This window comes from Alteromonas sp. KUL42, assembly GCF_006538325.1.
Classification (GTDB): domain Bacteria; phylum Pseudomonadota; class Gammaproteobacteria; order Enterobacterales; family Alteromonadaceae; genus Alteromonas.
Genome location: NZ_BJKK01000003.1, coordinates 358,286 through 383,797 on the forward strand (window position 1 = coordinate 358,286; position 25,512 = coordinate 383,797).

19 protein-coding genes and 1 pseudogene are annotated in these 25,512 nt (G+C 42.2%); 4 read left to right on the forward strand and 16 right to left on the reverse strand.

Annotated features, from left to right (window positions below; translation table 11 throughout):
* Window positions 1–32: 32 nt before the first annotated feature.
* Window positions 33–1,046, reverse strand: coding sequence for a zinc-binding alcohol dehydrogenase family protein (locus EYR97_RS06765; RefSeq protein WP_131093055.1), 1,014 nt, complete (start codon window positions 1,044–1,046; stop codon window positions 33–35).
* Window positions 1,047–1,146: 100 nt separating this feature from the next.
* Between EYR97_RS06765 and EYR97_RS06770 the strand changes: the two are divergent.
* A pseudogene (locus EYR97_RS06770) lies at window positions 1,147–2,065 on the forward strand (LysR family transcriptional regulator).
* Window positions 2,066–2,099: 34 nt separating this feature from the next.
* Here EYR97_RS06770 and EYR97_RS06775 read toward each other — a convergent pair.
* Both EYR97_RS06775 and EYR97_RS06780 read right to left on the reverse strand, forming a co-directional pair.
* Window positions 2,100–3,641: a S10 family peptidase gene (locus tag EYR97_RS06775; RefSeq protein ID WP_242634932.1), complete on the reverse strand. Its 1,542-nt coding sequence runs from the start codon at window positions 3,639–3,641 to the stop codon at window positions 2,100–2,102.
* A 178-nt stretch (window positions 3,642–3,819) separates the two neighbouring features.
* Window positions 3,820–4,419 (reverse strand): ACP phosphodiesterase, encoded by a 600-nt coding sequence (locus EYR97_RS06780; protein ID WP_131093059.1) that lies wholly within the window; start codon window positions 4,417–4,419, stop codon window positions 3,820–3,822.
* A gap of 279 nt (window positions 4,420–4,698) precedes the next feature.
* Here EYR97_RS06780 and EYR97_RS06785 point away from each other — a divergent pair, with 279 nt between their 5' ends.
* Entirely contained in the window at window positions 4,699–7,227 is a 2,529-nt protein-coding gene (locus tag EYR97_RS06785) for an EAL domain-containing protein (protein ID WP_131093061.1), read from the forward strand.
* Between the two features lie 238 nt (window positions 7,228–7,465).
* Window positions 7,466–8,239: a tRNA isopentenyl-2-thiomethyl-A-37 hydroxylase MiaE gene (gene miaE / locus EYR97_RS06790; RefSeq protein WP_131093063.1), complete on the forward strand. Its 774-nt coding sequence runs from the start codon at window positions 7,466–7,468 to the stop codon at window positions 8,237–8,239.
* Window positions 8,240–8,434: 195 nt separating this feature from the next.
* Here the strand turns inward: miaE and EYR97_RS06795 are convergent, their stop codons facing one another.
* The gene (locus tag EYR97_RS06795) at window positions 8,435–9,352 is read right to left on the reverse strand and encodes a hypothetical protein (RefSeq protein ID WP_131093065.1); all 918 of its coding nucleotides are present in this window, start codon (window positions 9,350–9,352) and stop codon (window positions 8,435–8,437) included.
* 565 nt (window positions 9,353–9,917) lie between these two features.
* On the opposite strand from EYR97_RS06795, the gene EYR97_RS06805 reads away from it, so the two are divergent.
* Complete coding sequence (locus tag EYR97_RS06805) at window positions 9,918–10,517, forward strand: Yip1 family protein (protein ID WP_131093067.1); 600 nt, start codon at window positions 9,918–9,920, stop codon at window positions 10,515–10,517.
* Between the two features lie 116 nt (window positions 10,518–10,633).
* Here the strand turns inward: EYR97_RS06805 and purF are convergent, their stop codons facing one another.
* The 12 genes from purF to EYR97_RS06860 form a co-directional block, all read right to left on the reverse strand.
* Entirely contained in the window at window positions 10,634–12,160 is a 1,527-nt protein-coding gene (gene purF, locus EYR97_RS06810) for an amidophosphoribosyltransferase (RefSeq protein WP_131093069.1), read from the reverse strand.
* A 14-nt stretch (window positions 12,161–12,174) separates the two neighbouring features.
* Window positions 12,175–12,663, reverse strand: a complete 489-nt coding sequence (locus tag EYR97_RS06815) for a CvpA family protein (protein ID WP_131093070.1) — start codon at window positions 12,661–12,663, stop codon at window positions 12,175–12,177.
* A gap of 143 nt (window positions 12,664–12,806) precedes the next feature.
* The gene (locus EYR97_RS06820) at window positions 12,807–13,406 is read right to left on the reverse strand and encodes an SPOR domain-containing protein (protein WP_131093072.1); all 600 of its coding nucleotides are present in this window, start codon (window positions 13,404–13,406) and stop codon (window positions 12,807–12,809) included.
* A 52-nt stretch (window positions 13,407–13,458) separates the two neighbouring features.
* Window positions 13,459–14,709: a bifunctional tetrahydrofolate synthase/dihydrofolate synthase gene (gene folC / locus EYR97_RS06825; protein ID WP_131093175.1), complete on the reverse strand. Its 1,251-nt coding sequence runs from the start codon at window positions 14,707–14,709 to the stop codon at window positions 13,459–13,461.
* A gap of 44 nt (window positions 14,710–14,753) precedes the next feature.
* Window positions 14,754–15,599, reverse strand: a complete 846-nt coding sequence (gene accD / locus EYR97_RS06830) for an acetyl-CoA carboxylase, carboxyltransferase subunit beta (protein ID WP_131093074.1) — start codon at window positions 15,597–15,599, stop codon at window positions 14,754–14,756.
* A gap of 284 nt (window positions 15,600–15,883) precedes the next feature.
* Window positions 15,884–16,600 carry an ABC transporter substrate-binding protein gene (locus EYR97_RS06835; protein WP_181409132.1) on the reverse strand — a complete coding sequence of 239 codons (717 nt, stop codon included), beginning with the start codon at window positions 16,598–16,600 and terminating at the stop codon, window positions 15,884–15,886.
* Between the two features lie 194 nt (window positions 16,601–16,794).
* A complete protein-coding gene (gene truA, locus EYR97_RS06840; protein WP_131093078.1) occupies window positions 16,795–17,586 on the reverse strand; it encodes a tRNA pseudouridine(38-40) synthase TruA in 792 nt (263 codons plus the stop codon).
* A gap of 60 nt (window positions 17,587–17,646) precedes the next feature.
* Complete coding sequence (locus EYR97_RS22265) at window positions 17,647–18,942, reverse strand: FimV/HubP family polar landmark protein (RefSeq protein ID WP_242634934.1); 1,296 nt, start codon at window positions 18,940–18,942, stop codon at window positions 17,647–17,649.
* A gap of 298 nt (window positions 18,943–19,240) precedes the next feature.
* Complete coding sequence (locus tag EYR97_RS22270; RefSeq protein WP_242634935.1) at window positions 19,241–21,853, reverse strand: FimV/HubP family polar landmark protein; 2,613 nt, start codon at window positions 21,851–21,853, stop codon at window positions 19,241–19,243.
* Between the two features lie 405 nt (window positions 21,854–22,258).
* Window positions 22,259–23,275 carry an aspartate-semialdehyde dehydrogenase gene (locus EYR97_RS06850; protein ID WP_131093080.1) on the reverse strand — a complete coding sequence of 339 codons (1,017 nt, stop codon included), beginning with the start codon at window positions 23,273–23,275 and terminating at the stop codon, window positions 22,259–22,261.
* 160 nt (window positions 23,276–23,435) lie between these two features.
* The gene (locus EYR97_RS06855; RefSeq protein ID WP_131093082.1) at window positions 23,436–24,611 is read right to left on the reverse strand and encodes a 4-phosphoerythronate dehydrogenase; all 1,176 of its coding nucleotides are present in this window, start codon (window positions 24,609–24,611) and stop codon (window positions 23,436–23,438) included.
* 115 nt (window positions 24,612–24,726) lie between these two features.
* On the reverse strand, window positions 24,727–25,482 hold the full coding sequence (locus tag EYR97_RS06860) for a class II aldolase/adducin family protein (protein ID WP_131093084.1): 756 nt from the start codon (window positions 25,480–25,482) through the stop codon (window positions 24,727–24,729).
* Between the last annotated feature and the right edge of the window lie 30 nt (window positions 25,483–25,512).

The following is a 25,512-nucleotide window of genomic DNA, read 5'->3' on the forward strand; positions in this document are numbered from 1 at the left end:
ACTATGTAAAATAAAACGGGCGCTGTCTGAGATTAAAACCCTTCTAGTACCAACTTCCCGATGGCGCTACCCTGCTCAAGAATACTGTGCGCATGCTTTATGTTAGCTGCGTTTATTTTGCCAAGGTGCTTACCCAAGGTGGTTTTTATCTTACCCTCATCAATCAGTGCTGCAACGTGGTTTAGCAAACGGCTTTGTTCCACCATGTCATCCGTTTCAAACATCGAACGGGTAAACATGAACTCCCAGTGAAGCGATAAGCTTTTCTGCTTCAATTTGCCTACGTCCAAACTGTCTGGGTCGTCAATGAGGGCAAGCTTGCCTTTGGGCTTCATCACTTCAACAAAGTCTTCAATGTACAAATGCGTATTGTTTAAACTTGCCACATGAGTAACATCACCAATGTCTAATGCCTTTATTTGTGCAGCAAGTGGCTGGCTGTGATCAACCACATAGTCGGCGCCGAGTGACTCTACCCACTGTCGAGAACTTTCTCGAGAGGCAGTGGCGATTACCGTCGCGCCTGTCAGTGTTTTCAAAAGTTGTAGCATGATAGAGCCAACACCCCCTGCCGCTCCAACTACAAGTACAACTTCATCACTTTTATCACTTTGTTGTATAAGTGCTAGATGGTCAAAAAGCAGTTCATAGGCAGTAATGGTAGTAAGCGGTAATGCTGCTGCTTCACTGTCTGATAAACTGTTTGGAGCAAAACCAACAATGCGTTCATCGACAAGTTGATACTCTGCATTTGACCCAGTGCGAGTTAAATCACCTGCATAGTACACTCTATCGCCCACAGTAAACGCAGTGACATCAGCGCCAACTTCAACTACTTCACCTACTGCATCCCAACCCAATATTTTAGGTTCGCCTCCATTGGGGTTTACGCGCTGTCGAATCTTATAATCGACAGGGTTAACCGCAATGGCATTTACTTTAACTAATACGTCTCGGCCTGATGCGGTAGGCTTTTCAATTTCAATATCTATAAGCGCATCATCTTCTGTTATCGCATGTGAATGCGTGTATCCAATCGCTTTCATTAAATCTTTCTCCCAAGTGAATATTCAACCATCATACCCTTGATTATTTTTAGATAAACATCACAATTCCAGAAACATTATCAAATATTTTTTGAAAATCATGTTACTTGAAGATCTAAACGTGGTGCTAAAAGTTGCTGAATTTCGCAATATTACCGCTGCAGCAACTCACCTAAATATGCGCACCGCAACGGCAAGTGCGGCATTAAAACGGGTAGAACAACACCTAGGTACTGAACTATTCATTCGCACAACCCGCTCAATGCGATTGTCTACAGCGGGAGAACAATTCATTCCCATTTGTGAACAAGCGATGGGGTTACTTGGAAATGCAAAAAGTAATTTAAAAGGCAATACAGGCGTTATTGAAGGTGAACTTAGACTAGGACTCTCTTCTGACCTAGGTAGAAATATCGTGGCACCATGGATGGACGAGTTTATGGATTCACATGAAAATGTAAGTGTGAAACTTCATTTGAGTGACAGTAATATCGACTTTTATCGTGACCCTATCGATCTTGCTCTGCGCTATGGCTCTCCTGATGATGCAAACCTCTACGGCTTTAAAATATGCGATGTCCCAAGGTTATTGGTGGCCTCTCCAGACTATATAAAGCGTTTCGGGTCACCACAGAGTGTTGATGATTTACGTGCATGCAATGGGCTTTTCTATCAACTGCACGACAAGGTTTACAGTGAATGGGAGTTCACTTATCAAAACACCCCAGTAAAGGTAAAAACTGAAGGGGAATAGAATTGCTAATGATGGGGATTTAGTCAGGCGATGGGCTGTAGCCGGAAAAGGTGTGGCAGTAAAGTCAGGTCTCGATATTTATGACGATATTATTCAGGGGCGTCTTGTCACTTTACTTCCACAATATACCCCCATCACAACACAATTGTGGCTGATTTGCCCAAGTAGGCAGTCGATAACCCCTGCAGTTCGGCTGCTAAGAGACACCTTAAAGCAAAAATGTGCAAGCGCACTTGCCGCTATGAACGCCGCGAGAGCGCAGTGAAAGAGGGCCTACTACTAGGCCCCATTTACGATTGTTAACGAGAATACATCGCTGGTTGCCCCTGTTCAGGCGTACTGGCTTGAATGAACTCACGTAAGTCTTGATTGGACTGTTTAAGGTCGTCACGACGCAAATACATCATGTGTCCACTGCGATACCCTTTAAAGCTCAAGCGATCTTTCATGGTTCCGCTTTGGTCAAGCTGCCACATGGTGTATTTAGCATCAAAATAGTTTGTTGCACCATCGTAATAGCCCGATTGGATCATAACGTTTAAATACGGGTTTTGTGCCATGGCTAAACGCAAATTTTCACCTGTGTGATTATTTGTGCGATCCCAAGGGTGTACGTTGCCAAACATATTGTATTTAGTGTCAGTTTTGTAATTGAGCTCTTCACGCAAATAGTAATTGATGGCTGGCGTGAACGAATGAAGCCAAGAGGTCAACTCTGCCCAATAATCTGGTCTATTGCCACTTTGCTTTGCATCAACACCTAAATAACGGCTATCTAATCGACCCAGTGTTTTACCTTCATCACGCAAAAGTGCTTTCCAGAAAAACGCGGTATCAACGTCCAAATTATTTTGCATTATTGCTTCTTCAGAAAGCCCTGAATAGCGCGCCATTTTACCCAGTACTGTGCGCTTTTCATCCTCCCCTATGAACCCACCTTTGGCGAGTGCAGGAATTAATTCATTAATGGTAAATTGCTCTACCTCGGGCAATAACTCTGTCAGGTCTTTACTTTGTAGCTCACTGTCTAATTTCTTATGATACCAAGCAGTAGCAGCGAAATAAGGTAAACGGTTAGCCGCTTTCACTGGTCCGTCTCGCTCAATGCCGATATCAGTTGGCGATACTAATACAACGCCATTCAGATACATCCACTGACGATTTTGTAGCTCAAGTGCTAACCCTGACACGCGAGTGGTGCCATAGCTCTCGCCAATCAGATATTTAGGAGAGCGCCAACGATTATTGCGCGTTACAAATGTATTAACCCAATCAGCGAGATAGCTTATATCAGCATTAACGCCGAAGAACATTTTCTGTTGTTCATCTTTAGACGGTAAATTGCCATCTTCATCTTCCAAGATGCGGCTATACCCCGTATTTACAGGATTAACAAAAACAATGTCCGCCACATCCAAAATTGAATAAGTGTTGGTTTGTACACCATAGGGCTGAACCGGGTAGCCTTCGCTGTCGATGTTTAATATGCGCGGGCCAGTATAGGCAACATGCATCCATACAGAGGCAGAGCCCGGGCCACCATTAAATGAAATAACTAGCGGTCTATCTGCGTTATCTTTAACATCAGTGCGTTGATAGTAGGTGTAAAACAAGGTGGCTACAGCTTCGTCTTTGCTATTCCAAACCGGTTGTGTACCGGTTGTAGCACTGTATTTAACCCGCTTGCCAAGAATTTTAGTCTCGTGATCCGTAACAACACTGCTATCAATGTCAAGGGTACGGCGATGTGATGCACTGCTGGTATCCGCTACTACATGAGTAGATATCGAGACCAAGGCGATAAGCGCAAAACACACTGCGCGGGGTGTTAATGTACTCATTTTGTTTTTCATTAGACTGTCGCTTTTAAATTAAGGCGTATATTTTTATTATTGGCTTTTAGCATGCCTGTTTGCCAAGCATAAGTGCTTAGCATATGCGCACTATAACCTCGTACAATTTAATACTGAGAAATGCTCGACAAGTGGCATAAATTTATCGACAGTTGTCTATGAGAGGCTATAAGGAAGCGGCAATATTCTCTGGCCCATAGCACCTTATATGCCGTTTGAGATCAGGAAAAAAGAGAAGAAAATACCGCTCAATTTCATCGCGATGCTGAGCAATATCGTCGACAACATAATGAAAACGATTAGTAAAACGTATGCGCCTTGCTACAGATGTGATTGCCATAGCAATACCCTCTTCTTTGGCGTAATCATTAAACCAATTTTGCGAAATCATACTACCAATACGCTGACGCATAATACCCGGCATATGCATAAGACGTTGTTCCAATAAAGAGAAACTATTAACGCGAAAATCGTGAAAAGATGTTGTGCTGAATTTAGACCAATGCTTTATCAATAAATGATCAAAGTAGATATCTAAAGCAACGGGTGCAAAACGTCGGCGTTTAGCATCAAATAATTGTTTTGCTTCAACAACCGCAGGATGACTGTCAGTGTATCTATCTACTTCGTAATGGTTTTCTAGGCCAAGCCGCACCATTGGGGAAAGATTGTTCACTTTAACTCCCCGCCTGAAGTCACCCAATAAATTTCCAAAATGAGAGTCGGCAGTGCGCTGTGCAAAATACAGATGCGCTAAATAGTTCATAACACCACAAGTTTACAAAAAAAGGGTTAATGCTTCACCTCATTCACTGTTTGCATGTCTATAATCAATAAACATACTAGAAAAATCTAATATTTCCCAATACTATGCATCAGTGGTTCAACAAACAGAATATCAATGAACATACTCGTTGTCGAAATACCCGTGAAGCAGGTGACTATCTCAAATGAGCCAAATACAGGAAATTAAAGCCTCAACACAACGGTATATCAGTCAAAGCCTACTCTTCGCACTATTTGTTAGGGACTGAAAGTATTGCCCATGACCCATGAAAATACGTTGAGCACTATGACGCAAGAGCCTTTTGGTGAAACAATCAAGCGCTATGCACTACTTCTAGGGGCTTTAACGTTAAGTTTCTTTTTACTTTCACTTACTTTCTCTACAGAAATACCGTTTCTTCAAGAGCAGTACCTACTGCTTCATCTAAGTTCAGAATTAATTTCTTCGTTTATATTCGCGGCAATCGTCGTTGTTATTTGTCTTAAACCCGTTGAATACACGTTTAAGCCTGCCAACATTATTATTTTTGGGTTAACCACTGTAGCCATTATCGACTACGTTCATGCGCTGTCGTATGCGGGCATGCCATTGTTAATAACAAAACCTACCACAGAAAAAGCCATATTTTTTTGGTTCGTTGGAAGAACATTTGAGCTTCTTACATTGGCCGCTTTGTTGTTCAACGTGTCTTTACCTTGGCGACAGCGCCATGCCTTATTCGCGGCAATATCATTAAGTGTTCTGCTAGTTATAATGGGAAATTACTTTATAGATTGGTTTCCTATTTTGTATGTGAGCGGGAAAGGTGTCAGCCCATTTAAGTCATACTACGAGTCGCTCTTGGGCTTGTTTAGTTTGGGATTAACCATTGCATTTTTCGTAAAGGCAGTTAAAACAAAAGATAAAAGCAATATTCACCTGTCTATTTCAACCTATTGCATGGCAATTTGCTCATTTCTCATCATTTCCTATAGCTCAGCGTCACAACTTAACGTGTTAGTTGCGCATTTCTATAAAATAATCTCTGCAATTGTTCTATTCAGGTCCATATTTATTGTTGAACTGCTTTCTCCCTATGATGAGATTGTCAAAGAAAAAGGGCAAACTGCAAAAGCACTAAAAGAAACAAAAGAGCTAAAAGAAGCGCTCGATCAGCATGCTATTGTTGCTGTAACTGATGCTAAGGGCGTTATTCTTAGTGTTAACGAAAAATTCTGCAATATTTCTCAATATTCACGTGAAGAACTCATTGGCAACACTCACCGTATTATTAATTCAGGAGTACATTCCGCCGACTTCTTTAAAGACATGTGGGGGCGAATAAAGAGCGGGCATCCTTGGGAAGGTGAAATTTGCAACAGAGCAAAGGATGGCAGCTTGTATTGGATGAGTACCACTATCGTCCCCCTGTTAGACGAGAATAACAGGCCAATTAAATACATCGCCATTCGCGCAGATATTACCAGCCGCAAGCTCGCCGAAGAGGAAGTAACACGGCTCGCACTCTACGATGAACTAACCAACTTACCTAATCGTCAGTACTTGAAACAAACCTTGGACGATGTTCAACGAGAAGATACACTTACCTCAGGTTACGGCGCTTTATTAACATTGGATATAGACGATTTTAGTACCGTAAACGACAGCTTGGGGCACGTTACGGGTGACTTACTGCTAATAAAAGTTGCTTCCAGAATTGAATCGAATATTCACAATCAACACTTTATCGCTAGAATAGGCGGCGACCAATTCGCTATGTTGCTGCTCGACATAGGTATAACGCAAGACAAAGCCTTGTATCGTGCAGAGAAACTCGCCAAGACATTGCAAAGTGAAATGTTGAAGCCATTCTCAATTGCGGAACATGAACTTGTTATATCAAGTAGTATTGGCCTGTGTATTTTCGACAGTAAGACGTCTAATACAGACGCCATCTTGAAACAGTCTGACATTGCACTTCATCAAACCAAACAAATCGGTAAAAATACTATCGGCTTTTTCGAGAGTGAATTACAAGACAAAGTAGACCGTCGCAATCTACTTATTCAGCAGCTCTCTACAGCCCTTGAAAACAATGAGTTGCAGGTGGTCTTTCAACCCATTCTAGATAAACATCAAACTCTTTGCGGCTATGAAGCATTAACTCGCTGGCACAGTCGCTTGTTGGGTTTTGTGTCTCCTGCTGAATTCATTCCCATTGCTGAAAGTACGGGGCTGATCAGAGAAATGGGAGATTGGATCATTCAGCAGTGCTGCCAGCAAATACACAGTTGGAAAGGTAACGCATCTAAAGAAAGCTTAACCATAGCGATTAATATCAGCGCAATTCAATTTGAAGAAGATACTTTTGTTGAGAAATTACAAGCTGCATTAGCCCGCAATCAGGTGTCTGCAATAAACATCAAACTTGAGATTACAGAGAGTGTTATGGTGCGACAATCAGAGAATGTGGTCGAGAAAATGCAGCAGCTATCTGAACTTGGTTTTCAATTGTCCTTGGATGACTTCGGAACGGGTTATTCATCGTTGAATTACCTCACTAGCTTCCCCATCGACATTATCAAAATCGACAAGTCATTTATTGATAAACTCTTGCTTAATGATGAGGGTCGCTCGGTGGTTGTTTCGATTATTAATCTCGCTCACGGATTAAATAAAGCGGTTGTCGCTGAGGGTGTCGAAACACAAGAGCAATTTGAAGCACTTCACGCATTAAATTGTAACTTCTATCAAGGCTATTACTTTGGCAAACCAGAACCGCTAGAGCCTTGCGATGGAAAATGTTAACCGCCAACACAAGAAATGAACAAAGATAACGAGGCTCTTGTAGGTTAATTTCCTCAAAGCCGACAGGTACCCGAGGCTGTTTAACTCTGAGCATTTGCTTCAGGCAGTTTGATTCGTGTTCCTTGATTCAGGTAGCTTGATTCATGTCATTTTGCCTAGCAATTTTCAGTGGTATACTTGCCGCCCAAATAAAGGTATTCAGTACCTTTCCTCAATTATTTGCTGTAGAGAGAAAACGTTGGACGCCCTACTCGAACCTATCAGAAGCTTCTTACAATGTGAAACGCCAGATCAATGGGTAGATGAAGCGGTAAAGAAAGAAAATTTATCCGTTATTTTATTAGATCATCTTGTTTGTGAGCTAAAAGCTGCTCAAAGTGCCATGTTCCTCATTCGAAGATATGCCGTAGATAAAGAAAGTAGTGAGGCGTTATTAGCATGGTTGAAGCCTTTTGAAGATTTTACCTACCGCATGCAGGGCGACTGGAGAGAATTGAGTAAACACAACACACTGTCAAAGTCTATGTTGCCAAAGTCGGGCACTCCTTATGGCCAAGATCTCATCGATAAAATGGTGTTGCTGATAAAAGAAGAATTACACCACTTTTTTCAAGTGTTAGAGATTATGGATGAATACGGTATTCCGTATGAAAATATCAGCTCTAGCCGTTACGCCAGAGGCATGTTAACCCATGTTAAGAATCACGAGCCCGATGCGCTTATCGACAAACTGATTTGTGGTGCATACATCGAGGCCCGCTCCTGTGAGCGCTTTGCAAAACTAGCCCCCCATGTAGATAAGCGTTTAGGAGATTTTTATGTCTCCTTGCTTCGCTCTGAAGCTAGACATTATCAAGATTACCTATCGCTTGCTGAAGAAATAGCCGGTCGCGATATCACTGAACGCATTGCCTATTTTGGCAAAATTGAAGCTGATTTAATTTCGTCACCAGATGAGGACTTCAAGTTTCATAGTGGTGTGCCTGCTTTTATTGCGACTATTAAGTTATAAGTTGATGGTATAATGAAGCAAGATTGACAATCAAATCCGTTATAGTAATTAGCTACTCAAAAGCTCGCTTTGAACAGATTTAATTAAAACTGTATAGTCCGTCACAGTATTTAAAATTGGTAACTTATTTTCCATAGTCACTAAAGCAATCTTTTAGTGCTTTTCACTTTAACTAGATAATGAACTTAGTAATTCTCATACATAATTATTCAATTTTTTGCGTTTCTTAAATCTTATTCCCCCAAGAAGCACACAGGTGAAAAGTGTTAAATAACTTGGCTCTGAAACTTGATTATCTGATAGTTCCTCATACTCAATTCGAAGGCTTGTTGAAAATACTGTACTGTGATTAATCCACCCTTCCCTTGCATCGTCTCCTGTATTGAAATATATATCCCAGTCTATGGTTTTAGACGATACCGCTAAATCGATACCATGTGTCACAATTTTAGACCAATCACTTTCAGAGAAAGTCAAAACATCACTTATAAAATTCCACCCAACGGTCGCCGTATCTGTACAAACATCCCAACTATCATCATTACTAATACCTGTGTAATACCCATACCTATCAAAATTGTAGCTATTTTTATCTACATAATCCCCTATACTTCGACCAGTACTGCATTCTGCAATAACTGATTGTTCTTTTGCTAACGATAGAATTTGATTACCGTCAATACTAATTTCAACTCCAGACCGACCATCAAATTCACTTTTTCCTTCAGCAATAGAAGTACTTCTAGTGTCATATGTTCCTACCCCCGAAACCGTCCTCCACCTCATGGAGTAGTTTAACCAAATATTTGATATTTTAGCGTTTTCAAGTAAGCTTTTGTGTGTAGAATTCAAGTTTAGCTCTGAAGAATGAACAGTAGAACCTCCGTTGCCTAAGTTACGGTTCCATTCATCAAAATTAGTATAGTTAGCTCCTTCAATACCAATATGAGCAAAAGTGCCATTATTGGGATCTCTTACAATTTGTGTATAGTTAATATTACTCGTAGTTCTGATATGAGAGGCGTTTTGGCTGCCAGAAATCGATATGATACCAGCATGTGCTTTTAAGGTTACTAACGTCAAAATTGCAAGTATCAATTTTTGATGAGTCATTTTAAATCCTTTTAAACATATAAATTTAATGAACTTTAAAGAGACTTTTAAGCAAGTACCAAGCCGACATCTTTTAATTTAAAGAAATCAATTACTAGTAAAGTGAAGCTTCGCTGCAAACTGAAATATGTAAAAATATTAGACACGTATAAAAACACCTCAAAAATTATCTAGTACACTGTACTAATCACAAGAGATTTGAGTAGTTTTGGCAAAATTGAAGCTGATTTAATTTCGTCACCAGATGAGGACTTCAAGTTTCATAGTGGTGTGCCTGCTTCTTGATAAGGTACGAACTAACGTATCAATAAACTATTCGCTGCCATTACGTTCACAATTTAAACAAATTTTATTGACGCTTTGTCATTCTTGCTGCACACTCAAATTGTAAACATATTGTTAATGGCAGTTTTATCGCGCTTTGCGCCATGTTTACTTAAGCGTACTTGCCTTAGTCTGCGGTTACCGTTACACCAAGGTAAATGACGAGTCACTCTGTTCACACTGCCTCACAACAATATCCATTTTATTAAGAATAATAACCTTGGTTATAAGGCAGGACGTTATGATTTTAAATCACCTCATTGGCATCTATACACATCCAAAGGAAGAATGGCAGAGTATTGATGTTAAGCATGAAACTTATTTTTACGCGCTAACCCATATTGCATTTATTGCACTCATCCCTTCACTTGTCGCTTATTACTCCAGTGCACACACAGGGTGGAGTATCGGAGCGGGCGATGTTATCCGTTTAAGTGAAACCAGCGCTGTTATGATGGCAGCGGGTATGTACTTTGGCTTGGTTACTGGAGTAATTGGCCTTGCCGTACTCATTCACGAACTGGCAAAAGCGTTTGACGCCTCGCCTACTTATACCCAATCCTTAGAGCTTGCTGCATATACTGCGACGCCTCTATTTATGGTTGGTTTTGCAGGCCTATACCCAGAACTATGGGTGGTGATGACGGCACTGTTAGTTGGCATTAGCTACTCTGTTTATCTCCTTTATTCTGGCGTGCCAATTATGATGCATATGCCAGAAGATAAAGGCTTTATCTATTCAAGTTCGGTAGTTACCTGTGGCCTTGTTCTTCTAGTCATTTTGATGACGGGCTCAGTTCTAGTGTGGGGGTTATATGGTGGGCCTGTATTCGTGCATTAAGTAAAAATAGCGCGTAAAACACGCCGACTGACTTAATACGTGTTAAGTCAATCATTTAAGCTACAAAAAAGCCGGTCTTGAACCGGCTTTTTTCATAACTGATTGTTTAATAGAAATTAATCTTCAGCGGCACCAATATTATGCACGTCTAAGTTGCTTAGTTCCGCCTGAACCACTGGTGCATTTCTCGACTTTTCGCCGCGAGACATGTCAATACGCTCTAGATACTCTTGATCGATGTCTGCGGTTATATAGTTTCCATCAAATACTGAGGTTTCGAAACGTTGAATAGACTCGTTTTCTTCTCTAACAGCATCTACCAAGTCTGAAATATCTTGGAAAATTAATCCATCGGCTTGAATTAACTCAGCAATTTGGTCAATTTCACGACCATATGCGATAAGCTCGTTTGCCGATGGCATATCGATGCCATACACATTAGGGAAACGAATTTCTGGTGCAGCGGATGCAAAGTAAACCTTCTTAGCACCCGACTCTCTTGCCATTTCGATAATTTGCCCAGACGTCGTACCACGTACAATAGAGTCATCAACCAGTAGTACACTCTTGCCTTTGAATTCAGATGAAATCGCATTTAACTTGCGGCGTACTGACTTCTTACGCATGGTTTGACCCGGCATAATAAATGTACGACCTATGTAACGGTTTTTTACAAACCCTTGGCGGTAAGGTAGTTCAAGAGTGTTAGCTATTTGTAGTGCCACATCCATTGATGTTTCAGGAATAGGAATAACCACGTCTATATCTAGGTCAGCCCATTCACGTTTTATTTTTTCGCCTAACTTGCGTCCCATATTGACGCGTGATGCGTAAACAGAAATACCATCGATGAAACTATCTGGGCGCGCGAAGTACACAAATTCAAAAATACACGGTGATGTAATTGGGTTATCTGAACACTGACGTGTATGTAACTGCCCTTCTTCCGTGATGAATACCGCTTCTCCAGGTGCAACATCGCGAACAAATTGGAAGCCAACCGCATCCAATGCAACACTTTCAGAGGCAACCATCCATTCCTCACCCAGCTCTGTCATTCTCTTACCTAGCGCAAGAGGACGAATGCCGTGAGGGTCGCGAAAAGCAACGATACCTTGACCGATAATTGCAGCTACAACGGCATAGGCACCACGTATTTTCTTGTGTACCTTTGTTACCACTTCAAAGATATGCTCAGCACTTACACTTAAGCCAGCAACTTGCTGTAACTCGTGAGCAAGTATATTAAGTAACAATTCAGAATCTGACGTAGTATTGATGTGACGGCGCGCAATACGAAATACTTCTTCTTGTAACTCGTGGGCATTAGTTAGGTTACCATTGTGAGCAAAGGCAATACCAAATGGCGAGTTTACATAAAACGGCTGAGCTTCAGCAGAGCTTGAGGTTCCCGCCGTAGGGTAACGAACATGGCCAATACCCATATTACCCGTTAATCGCTTCATATGACGCGTATGGAACACATCTCGAACCAAACCATTTGCTTTGCGCAAATTAAACATATTTTGGTCGATAGTCATTATGCCAGCAGCATCCTGTCCACGGTGCTGAATTACCGTTAGACCATCGTACAGTGACTGAGCTACGGGCGTTTTACCAACTATTCCGACAATACCACACATGTGCGTTACCTATTTCAAGCGGGATTTAAGAAACTGGAGGAGTCTTTCACGTAACTGAAAAACCACTCAATAATGACACCAAACTCAGGTATGAGTACCGACGATTGCCACCATGATGAGGAAGCAGCGCTGGTAAAGGTATCCATAAAAAAGAGCAATGCGCTTACAATCAAGACACCGCGTAAGGCACCAAAGACAACACCAAGTACCCTATCGGTACCTGATAAGCCTGTAGCTTGTACTAGTTGACTGATCGCAAAATTAATCATGCCACCAAGTATAAGCGTTGTGACAAACAATGCCGCAATTGCCGCACCGTTTTTTAAATAGGGATCATCAATGGCAGTGAAATAAACAGCGAGATCTTCGTAAAAGTTGCTGGAAATGAAAAGTGCAGCAAACCAAACCACTAAAGAAATGGCTTCTTTTACAAACCCTCTGATTAGGCTTATTAAGGTAGATACCGCAATGATACCCAGTATGGAAAAGTCTACCCAGTTCATCGTCTCTCTGTCGCGTTATTGTTGCTTTAGTTAGTAAAACAACGAGCCATTGGCGAGATGGCGCGCATTCTAACAGAAGATAGAAATATTGCTAGTGCGTAATAAAGTTGCAACACGCTAAATTGAATTGTTGTGTAAAAACCCTATTCCACTTTAAAGGTGGTTACTTTACCTTTTAAATTTGTGAGTTCATTTAAGTGTGGCAAAGCAGATTCTAAAGCCTTTTTATCTAGATCAGGACCAACAAAAACCTTATTCAGCGGCCCTGAACTGGTTTGAATCTTTCGACTAAATGCGCGATATCCTGCTTTTTCCAGTTTATCCAGTAGCGCCTTCACATTCTTTTCATGTCTAAAGCTACCTAACTGAATAACCCAACCCGCGTCGTCGTCACCTTGTTCATTGCTCGCATCAACAATCGTTTGACTGGCTAACTCGTCTTCTAGTTCAGGTTTTTCCTGCACTTCATTTGTTAGGGGTTCGCTACTTTCATTAAGAGCAAGTGAGTCATCAACAGCAACCTCGTCTGCAATTTCTACTGCTTGAATCGCGGCTTTTGCAACACGCTCTGACGGGAATGGCTCTGGCTCAACAATGGGTTTTACAGGAGGGTTAGTGGGTACAGAGACAAACGGCTCTCTATTAGTTTGCTTTTTGCCATCGAGAAAGTCTGGTAAAAAAATAACGGCAAGCGCCACAACAATAATGGTACCTACCAGTCTATTCTTTAATGCCGATGTCACTGTACTCTCCTGCTCAAGTTCATTTTATTTAGAAAGACAGGCTTATATGCGTTTAACTCGCAAGTACGTCTGCTACGGTGACAAAAGAACCAAATACAAGGATAAGTTCACCGTCTTGATAATCAGCACACGCACTTTGATAAGCCGACCTTACGCTGTCGTAAGTTGCTATATTCTGTATGCTTGTGCCGCCATTAACAAGTGCATTTTCAAGAACTTCAGCCTTACAACCTCTCGGGCCTTCGGTAGTAGCCACATACCACTCGCCATCAAGCTCGCAAAGTGGTGTCAGTGTTTCAGCAATGGACTTATCTTTGAGCATGCCAACCACGATGCGAATTTTGCTCACATCGTAACGCTGTAACCATTCATGCATTGCTTTTGTAGCTTGAGGGTTATGGGCCACGTCCACCACAACATGTGGATTTAAGCTTAGCGTTTGTTGCCTGCCAGGCATGGTGGTATTGGCTATAATCTCGCTTAGTGTTGACTCTGAAGGTAAAAGCGCCAGAGACTCTAACGCAGCAAGGGCTGTACTGGCGTTTTGTAGTGGAATTTTCGGATACGGTAAATGAGCAAAGTGATGTTCTTTACCTTTCCAAGACCAGGTTGAATAATCTGCTGAAACTTCAGTGATGAAGTCTTGTGTTGCCCAACGCACATTGACAGATAATTCATTGGCAACATCATACAAAGACGAGGGTGGAAATAGCTCGCCGACAACGGCGTTGCCATTTTTGCGCATAATACCGGCTTTTTCCCTGGCAATTTTCTCTCGCGTATTACCCAGCCAATCTTGATGGTCTAAATCGATGGTGGTGATAACGGCCAAATCTGGGTCGATAATGTTGGTTGCATCTAAACGACCACCTAAGCCTACTTCTAGAATGGCGATGTCGACTTCCCAGTCTTGCATCATTTTCATGGCTGCCAAAGTGCCAAACTCGAAATAAGTAAGAGATATTTCACCTCTCGCTACTTCTATACTTTCAAAGGCACTAACAAAATCGTTTTCGGGCGCAAGTTCACCGTTATATCTAACGCGTTCGCAATAGTCAGTAAGATGAGGAGAGCTATACACCGCCACGCGCTTGCCTAAGGAAAGCAACGCCTGCTCTAACAAACGGCAGGTTGTTCCCTTTCCATTCGTACCGGCAACCGTAATGACAAGCGAGTTTTCAAGTGTCAGTGACATAGTGTTCGCCACTGCTTTAACGCGATCTAGCCCCATGTCAATGGCACTAGGATGGATGGATTCTAGATATGACAGCCATTGGCTCAGGCTTTTTGGCGATTCGACCATAGCAGACACTGAGCCAACAGAAGATTGTTTATTTTCGTTATTCACTAATTCTTGTTATGCAGCTTAACCAATAGGCTGTGTAATCTATCACGCATTTCTCTGCGGTCAACAATCATATCAATTGCGCCTTTCTCAACAAGAAATTCACTACGCTGAAAACCCTCAGGGAGTTTCTCACGCACGGTTTGCTCGATAACACGTGGGCCAGCGAAACCAATTAGCGCTTTAGGCTCTGCAACATTCACATCACCAAGCATTGCCAAACTGGCCGAAACACCACCCATGGTGGGGTCCGTCAGTACAGAAATATACGGAAGGCCCTTTTTACTCATTTTTGCCAACGCAGCTGACGTTTTCGCCATTTGCATTAACGACATAAGTGCTTCTTGCATACGGGCACCACCACTGGCAGAAAAACAAATCAGCGGCGTATTATTTTCGAGGCATGCATTAACTGCTGCTACGAAACGCGCACCGACTACAGATGCCATTGAACCGCCCATGAAGGCAAATTCAAAACACGCAACGACCACAGGCATTCCCTTAAGTTTGCCCTTCATAACTACCAGTGCGTCTTTTTCGTTGGTAGCCTTTTGTGCCGCTACAATACGATCTTTATAACGCTTAGAGTCCTTAAACTTAAGTACGTCTTGAGGCTCATGTTCAGCTCCTAACTCGACTCTATCACCTTCATCGAGAAAGGCATCAATTCGTCTACGCGCTGTTATGCGCATGTGGTGGTCACACTTTGGACACACTTCTAGAAGCTTTTCTAATTCGGTTTTATAAAGCACCGCTTGGCAAGAGCCACATTTGGTCCAGATACCTTCAGGTACGTTACCTTTGGTTGACGTTTGGGTGCGTGGAAGAATTTTTTGAATCCAGCTCATGGAAATTGAATCCTTTTATTGTTTGCCGGCCAGTTCATTTATTTTTTTCATATTTGCGACCAGCAATACATTAATTTTTTAAGTTTCGTACTGTTTTGTCCAGAAAAAACACATCACAGTAGAACAGCTACCTAATATAGCGCGCTATTAGACCACAATACAACGAAATGGAAAAAACAAAACTGGTCTAAGAAGTTAGCATCAACGCAGTAAACAACCTCAATGGCACATTTGAGATCTCTTGCTAAAACGCGAGTCGATAAAAGAACACCCAAAACTGCGGATTATTTCTGTGTCGAACACTTTTGCTTGGGGAAATGATAACGACCTGAATGACGTTCTATAGATTTCTCACGCTCTCCACTCTCAATAAACCGTTTCATTTCAATATTAATAGTTTGTTGTAATTCTTCGAGTCCAGGTCGAACAACAATAACCAAGTCAACGGCACTGATAATATTCGGAGATTGATAAAATGTTGAACGACAAAACGTATCATCAAACATAATGGATAACGCATTTTGCTCGCTCATAATGGTAAACTCACAGCGATTTTTAGAGAGCATTGTCGCCATGGTCGTTTGACTGCTTGAATCAACTCTTACTAGTCCGTCATTTGCTTTATCAAAGTGAGCCTGCAATACCGGATAAATAAACCCATACCGTGTACACACACTGGCATTAGGGTGCTCTTGTGAAACAAATGGTCCATCAAAGTTCCTTGTCGAATAGATATAACTTGCATGGAGCATGATAGGGTCGCTGAAAAGAAACGACTTTGGATGGTCTAGCCATACTGGCGAAGACAAAAACACATCAGCTTGCCCGTCTAATAAGAGCTGCTCGTTTCTCGCCCTACTTGAATCCATATACGTTGCAACATACATGCTATGAGTTTCTAACCCAGTAAAGAAGTCGACCAAAACACCTTGGTAATCTTGTGTTTTAGTGTCGAAATACAGATATGGAGCAGAGCCTGGTGTGTTGATGGCAAAGCGCACGACTTTCTTTGATTCTGTTGCAAATGCACTACTATGTATCACCCAAAAGCAGTGACATAGTAAAACGATCAATAACGAAATTCTGTTCACTATCCAACGTTCCAACAATAATCAGTAGACGCTTTACCATTCATTTGTATGACCTTTTTCAGTATCAATGAATAACCGAGCCTAGCGCTGACTGTGATTTAATTTTAAAAATCAGGTAAAAATAATGGCCCTAACGGCGGCTTTGGTAGACCAAATTCGTCAGGATATGTCACATCAACTAAATACAAACCATTGGGCTTTGCCGTTGCTGCTGACTTACTTCTGTCTTTTAGGCTTAACAAATGGGATATCCAATCCACCGGTTGTTCACCCGCGCCAATTTCAACAAGAGCACCCGTAATGTTGCGAACCATATGGTGTAAAAATGCGTTGGCACGAATATCAATGACAACGTAACGTCCCTGCCGATAAACACTCACATTCGTTACATTGCGAAACGGTGTATTGCTCTGGCACAATGCCGCGCGAAAAGATGTGAAATCTTGCTCACCAAGTAATGCTTGCGCAGCTTCATGCATTTTACCCTCATCTAAAGGGCGATGAATATGTGTAACACCATGATGTAAGATAGCTGGGCGCATTTTGGCATTGTGGATAACGTATCGATATCGTCGATGTGTCGCAGAAAAACGAGCATGGAAATCATCGGGGACATTCTTTGCCCAAGTTACCGCAACTGAATCAGGTAAATTCGCATTCACCCCTAAAGTCCACGCCCTCTCATTACGCGGTGCGTCACAGTTGAAATGAACAACCTGCCCTGTTGCGTGAACACCTGCATCAGTGCGCCCCGCACATTGGACCTCGATAGGTTCGTTGGCTACGGTAGAAAGTGCTGTTTCTAAATACTGTTGGACACTAGGTACTTCTCGCTGGCGCTGCCAACCAAATACAGCAGCACCATCGTATTCTATCCCTAAGGCAATTCGCCCCATTTTCACGTCACCCTAAATTAAAAAGGCGCTAAGTGTAGTCATCTCGCACTCAACATGCAATTAACCAATCGACTTCAAAATTGCGTCAGCTTCTTCTTTTTGCTCTTCACTACCAAGCTCCAAGACTTCTTCTAGTAGTTCTCGAGCAGCATTTACGTCATCCATTTCGATGTACGCTCTTGCCAAGTCTAGATTAGCATTTTGACCCGCATCTTTATCTATATCGATAACAGTATCGTCGTCAGATACACCTGTAAAATCTGACAAACTAACGTCAAGGTCGAGTTCTTGATTATCTAAATCGCCATCATCAATATCATCACCCTCATCCATTAAGGCCTCAACGTCTAAGAAGTCTTCGGGTGATAAACTTCCTTCATTGGGCGTTACCGAATCGCCTATATCGCTCAATAACGCTTCTAAATCTAAATCTGGGTTATCTAATTGAAGCGATTCATTAGCACTTTGCTTCTCTTTTGCTTCCTCGACGTTATCTTCAATATCCTGTGGTGAGGCGATATCAAGCTCTATATCATCTGGAATGTCCAAATCATCAAGCTCGCTATCGTCTACCATAGCAAACCCACTATCATCCTCGTCTTCATCATCAAGTTCGAAGAATGCTTCTAAATCGTCATCAATGTCGTCGTCATCAAGCTCAAAGTCGTCTGAATCATCTAATTCAGAGTCATCAGATGTATCGGTACTGCCTACCACTTCTGCCTCTGACTCATCAAGTGAAAATTCGACTTCGTCGTCACTACGTTCACTCTCTTCAGTGTCTTGAAGTAAGTCTGCCTCTGAGGTGGAATCTACAGTATTACTCTGCTCAGCTTCTGATTCGCTGTTTTCTTCTGCATCATCTAAAGAAGGTTCAACATCTTCATCTAAAGGCGACTCCAGCTCCAAACTTTCAAGCATTTCATCAAAATCGGTAGTGTCTGCCTCTTCTATTTCCTCTTTACTACTTGATAACCAGTCATCTAACCCCGGCATATCACTGAGGTCATCTGAATCATCGTCAATTAGGCTAGGCTCTGAGGTCTCATTTTCCTCATTATTGAACGGGGTACTTTCGTCCACTGAAGGTTCTTTCTCAGCTAAAGGCTCTTCTCCGGCTGAGGGCTCTTCTCCTGCTGAGGGCTCTTCTCCGGCTGAGGGCTCTTCTTCACTAAATTCAAAGTCTGTATTTTCAGAATCAACAGGCCCATCAATTTCTTGCTCTAACTCAAATGAATCGATTTCGTTGTATGCTTCATCAAGGAGGCTATCATCGAATTCACTATCAGTAGACTCCTTTGAATTTGTATCTGACTCTATGTCCATATCGCCAAATGAAGGAATGTCATCCATCATTTGTTTTTCAAATGCATCTATAGCGTCGTCTAAAGGATCAGAAGATGAGATTTCCTCTTCTTCAGTTGTGTGATCTTCTTCATCAGCAACCGGCTCAACGTCTTCCTTTGAGTCAACTTCATCTTCTAGGTCAAAATCTGTGTCGTCAGTTTCTAATACTTCTTCATCAGCGACCGGCTCAACGTCTTCCTCTGAGTAAACTTCATCTTCTAGTTCAAGATCTGTGTCGTCAGTTTCTAATACTCCTTCATCAGCAACCGGCTCAACGTCTTCCTCTGAGTCAACTTCATCTTCTAGGTCAAAATCTGTCGTCAGTTTCTAATACTTCTTCATCAGCAACCGGCTCAACGTCTTCCTCTGAGCCTACTTCATCTTCTAGGTCAAAATCTGTGTCGTCAGTTTCTAATATTTCTTCATCAGCAACCGGCTCAACGTCTTCCTCTGAGTCAACTTCATCTTCTAGGTCAAAATCTGTGTCGTCAGTTTCTTTTCCTTCAGGTAGATCTTCAGAAAAGTCAGCTTCATCATCAGACTCAAGTTCGGCCAAAAGTTCATCCGATAACGAATCCATTTCATCCGACTCAAGCTCTGCTAGAAGCTCATCAGAAAGCGCATCGGTCTCTTGTGATACTTTTGTATCCTCTGCTTCAAGTTCTGCTAAGAGTTCATCAGTTAATGGATCTTCAAAGTCTTCATTATCAATATGCAAATCGTCATCTGACACTTCGCTATCGTCTGACACTAACGAATCGTCTTGTTCTTCTTCAGGTTGTTCGTCTAACTCAGCTTCTAATTCAGCCAATAACTCATCAGTGAACGGGTCTTCAAAGTCCTCGCTATCACCAGCGCTTTCATCAAGAGTATTATCTTGTCGCTCTGATATAGGTTCTAATTCATCTGTATCGTCAGAATCCTCTTCCTCTGCTTGCAACTCTGCGATAAGTTCGTCAGAGAGCGGATCACTGAAGTCAGCACTACTCTCAATATCGTCGGTGGTAATTTCATCGAGATCGTCAGTGATGGCATCAAGACTTTGAATACTTTGCGGAGACTGTGTTGACGAGGCTATTTCATCATCTTCAAACTCATCTTCTTCGTCGTCATCTTCACCAAGCCCACCCATCATTTCAATTTGCTCAATTTCGTTAAGCAGATCGTCCGTTATTTTGTTTAGCTCTTTATTTTGTTGGTTGATCTCGTCATCCAGCTTCTCGAGCATGTCTTCATTGATAAGGTCGTCATTACTATCAAGCTCTGTCGTCAGCCCATCGTCGACACCATGCTCTTCCAACAAATCATCTATGCTTATTTCTGGCTTGTCATCTTCATCTTCTACAGATGGAAGTGTATTCGCTGTATCGTCAAGATCGTTTGAGTTTGGCGAGTTAGTAGGCGTTGTTTCATCGCTTGATGCACTAGCCAACAATGCGTCGATATCATCGTCATTAACGTCTTCATTTGCTTCATCGTTAACTTCACTGGAAAACTCGTTAAGTATGTCATCTGGGTCAACGTCATCTGAGTCTTGGCTTTGAACATCGTCTAGCAGATCATCAATATCAAAATCATCATCTGCGTCAGCGGTGTCAGCGCTTGCTTGGGAAGAATCCTCATTAACGGCGCCTGTATCTTCTTCGTCAAATACATCGTCATCGCCAGAGAGGTCAAAGCCTTCAAATTCGCCCTTTTCGTCTTCGCTTAGCATTTTGTCTGACAAGTCGTCATCATCAAACAAACTATCTAATTCATTTTGATCGAGTTCATCATCTCCTGCTTCAAATAAGTCGTCACTACCATCATCAGGCACTAACATATCGTCTTCTAGCTCAGCAAACGTTTCTAACTCATCATCCAGGCTGTCTTCTAGATCGGAGGTAAGTACATCATCTAAGAGATCGTCATCATTAAACAAATCATCATCAGACAATTCACCAGTGTCATCTAAGTCTGCGTCCAATGCGCTGGACAAGTCGCCGATATCAGAATCGAGATCATCATTGTCGTCATTAGCCGTTATCGTTGGTGTAGGAGTTGTTGGTTCTTCAGGTTTGCTATTTCGTTTCAGCAACCACATGATCAAGCCACCTACGAGCAGAAGAGAGAGAAACGCCGAACCAATAATCATGCTCATTGGGCTTGTCAGTGTTTTTAATATTCCATCTTGCTCTTTTGCATCTCGCTTTGCTTGCTCGGCCTTTATCATATCGAGCAATTCTTGCTGCAGTTTCACCTGCATGTCTAACTGAGACTTAACATCACCTTCGACTTGACCACGAAGCGACTCCAACTCGCCGTTTACCGCCTCTACACGCTCATACAGCTTTCGATTTTCATTGAGGATGGCTTCTACGTTTTCTAACGATGCGGCAAATTGCATACGCAGTTCATCAAATTGGCGTGTTTGCTCTTCGTCTAAACGCGTTATCTTCTTTTCTATATCTGATTGCGTTTGAGTAAGATCGTTTTGATTAACAAGAGGAGAAGGTGGCTTGATATTCTTTACACTGCTACCGGGCTTGTTCAGTAGTTCAGCGAAATTACGGTCGTCCTGCTCTGCGCGAATTTGTGCTTTTTCTTTGTCAATTCGCGCAATGTAACGTTCAGAAGGTAGCTTTAATACAGCCCCCTCAACCATCATATTGAGGTTGCCGTTTTCAAACGCATCTGGATTTAATTCATAAATGGCGGTCATCACCTGATAAATAGTCAGGTTATTGTTCTGTCTGTAGCGCTCGGCTATACGCCAAAGGGTATCGGTTGAATCAATAGGTCCGTATTCTAGCCCAGAGTATTGCCCTCTGGCATCTTTGGGGCCTTTCAATAAGGTAGCGCGCTCCTGTGCATCGACAGAAGAAATGGGGGCAGACAAACAAAGTGTTAGTAAAAGCAAGCCCGTCAAATGCAATTTCATAGCAGTCCTATATGCCCTTAAGCGTCTTTACCGCCATTGACGTATCGGCGGATTTGTAAGCCAGACACTGAAAAAATCCACTGGCACTTATTTTTATTTTCTGTTCATGAGTGCGGTGTTTCATCACAATGCCCTTGTTCCAATAAAACGAACTGGAAGTCACTGCAGTATCGCTTAATTATCATCTTGGCAATTGTGTTGCTAAGTATCTGACCACTTTTTATTTTTTACTTAATTGTTAGAGCCATAACAACGCACTACCCAAACTATAAACCAGTTATTCTGGGCAATCTAGTTAGTGCGGAGAATTTCGTTAAATTTACCTTAACTACAACTATCGGCCAGCGCAGCGAAAGGTTTACTTTTTCTGTTCTGACCGGTTCAATGTTTACTTGTGGTGTACTGCTATAGATAATCGCGAATAAGGGTTTCAGCTATTTGAATGCTATTGGTAGCCGCCCCTTTGCGAATATTATCCGACACAACCCACATATTTAGCCCACATGGGTGAGTAATGTCGTTTCGAATTCTCCCCACGTGAACAATATCATTACCGCTTGCGCTACTTACCTGAGTTGGAAACTGCTCATTAGAGTCGTACACCTTTACCCCAGCGGCATCGGCTAGCAATTGCTTAACTTGCTGAGCATCAATTGGCGAGCGTGTTTCAAGGTGAATGGCTTCTGCATGACCATAAAAAACCGGTACGCGAACCGCGGTCGCATTCACTAAAATACTGTGATCCCCCATAATCTTTTGAGTTTCCCACAGCATTTTCATTTCTTCTTTTGTGTAATCGTTATCTTGAAACACATCTATTTGAGGAATGACATTAAATGCAATTTGGCGACTAAATGCATCAGGCTTTACTTCTCGCGCATTAAGCAAACCCGCGGTTTGCTTGGCAAGCTCTTCCATTGCTTCTTTACCTGCACCAGACACCGATTGGTAGGTACACACATTGATTCTATCAATACCCACTGCATCCTGAATGGGTTTTAGCGCTACCATCATTTGAATGGTTGAACAGTTGGGGTTTGCAATGATATTGCGATTGCGAAAATCCGCTAATGCATGCGCATTCACTTCTGGCACAACCAATGGAATATCAGGCTCGTAACGGAATTCAGAGGTATTGTCGATTACAATACAACCATCTTGCGCTGCGAGTGGCGCAAACTTAGCTGAAATAATGCCTCCAGCTGAGAAAAAGCCAAATTGAACAAGAGACCAGTCGAACTCATCGGCATCAAGCACTTCAATGTCTTCGCCTTTAAATGACACAGTAGTTCCTGCTGAACGTTTACTGGCAAGCGGATATAAACGATTTACTGGAAAATCACGCTCTTCTAATAGTTCAATCATGGTTTGGCCCACAAGTCCTGTGGCACCCAATACCGCTACGTCAAACGCTTGCGACATAATGCTCTTTGCTCCTAAATTTAATAGATGTTCGCTCTAATGAGCTTTTGTAAAACAGTTTCTTTGCACACACTAATGTACAAAAACTAAGTTAACTACTGTTGTTATTGAACCTCAACGAGGCCAACACAACGTCTATAACAACTCAACAATAAAAGGCTTATACCAGTTCAACATTAAAGCCCAAACCACATAATGTTTGTTGAATTTTCTCACTGGTATTCGTTGGCAAATGTAACGTGTATGCTGAGCATTCACGTCGAATGCGATATTGCTTGCGCAAAGACGCAAAAATACTCGGTATCGTTTTCTGAATACTTGCCTCTTGTGCTCTCACAGCATCGCGCATTGCCTTGTCGTCGACTTCCACGTCATAGACTTGATGAAATATCGTGATTAGATCACTGATTTCTAGATATTCTTGCTGCGGAAAAGCAAGATTGACTGCTATTGGTGCTGTCGCATCAAGAAAATCACTTAGTCTTTTATTAGGTTTTGTGCCCACCACATCACAGATTTGCTCGTAAATCATTTGCGTGCCACGCACCTTGCCTTCAACAGAATGACCAGCAATATGCGGGGTTACAAACCATACATAGGAAAACAGTTCAGTGTTGATATTCGGTTCATTATCAAATACATCTAGCACTACCGTTGGTGCATTGTCTTGTTTAAGCCGGTTGAGAAGTGCACTCTCATCTATTACTTCGCCGCGACAAGCATTAATCAACAATTGCTTCTCGTTCATTCCATCCAAGAAAGCCTTATCAATTAATTTCTCTGTTGGAAATGCGCCGTCTACTACATATGGAACATGCAACGTAACTACATCACACTGTGCGATATCGTTAAGCGATACAAAGTCTCTACCGTCCCCACTTATTTCTAAAGGCGGGTCGCACAGTACATGTTTTACGTTCAGCGCAGTAAGAATGTTTGCAAGGGCGCTACCAACATTGCCCGCACCGACAATACCAACGGTTACATCATATAATGAGATTTTGTTTGCTCTATGGCTGTGCAATAAAACACTGAGCACGTATTCAGCAACGGCAACAGCGTTGCACCCCGCCGCCGAAGAATGTGCAATACCCGTATTATCTAAATATGTCTTATCTAAATGATTGGTGCCCGCCGTCGCGGTAGTAACAAACTTAAGAGCATCCGCTTGCTTTAGCAAACTAGGTGTTACTTTGGTGGTGGAACGCAATGCTAAAATGTCCACATTGGTTAGCATTTCAGGCTTTAGCGATTGCCATGCGTATAGCTCTACCTGACCAAGTTCATCAAGGTAGTCCGGACCAAAAGGAATAGTGTCTTCGAGGAGTATTTTCATAAGGCCAAGTGTACCTTAAACAAGGTAAAGAGTAACCTTGTTTAAGGTACACTTGGCACCATTGAGATAATGAATTTATCTGCGTTAACTAAACGCTATGTTGTGGACTGTATGACTATTGGTCGAAGCCTGGAAAACGTCGTTCTAATCTTCGTTTTATTCCAGGCCAAGCCAGCGCCCCCCCAGCCTGCTTAGTCACTTCAGACGCTTGAGCGCGGATCCCTTGTAAAATTGCTGAGTGAATAGGAATTAATGGTTGCCCTGTAGCTTGTGCTTTTAGCTGAATTTCACACGCGCGCTGTAAAATAAACATAAACAAAAATGCATCAGCAATTGTCTCTGCACAAGTTAATAGCCCATGATTACGTAAAATCATGAACTGTGTATCGCCCAAGTCTCTAACTAACCTTGCCTTTTCATCAGGATTTAATGCTACACCTTCGTACGCATGGTAAGACAAAGAAGCCAAAGGAAATAGTGACTGCTGCGAATACGGTTGTAACCCTTCTTCTAAAACAGACAAAGCAACGCCTTCTGCAGTATGAAGGTGTAACACGCATTTTGCATCTTCACGTGCTTCGTGAACCGCGCTGTGAATAGTAAATCCAGCAGGATTAATATCATAATCACTGTCCATTACTTTATTGCCCTGTAAGTCCACTTTCACCAAACTTGAAGCCGTGACTTCATCGAACATCATGCCATAGGGATTTATTAAAAAGTGATGTTCTGGGCCAGGTACTCTCGCTGAAATATGCGTAAAGATAAGGTCGTCCCACCCATACATTGCAACGGCGCGATAACACGCTGCTAGGTCGACGCGCGTTTGCCACTCTTCTGCACTGACTTGTGATTTAACTGACTGTGTCATGACTTACTCCGAAAAACGCCCCTCATTTCT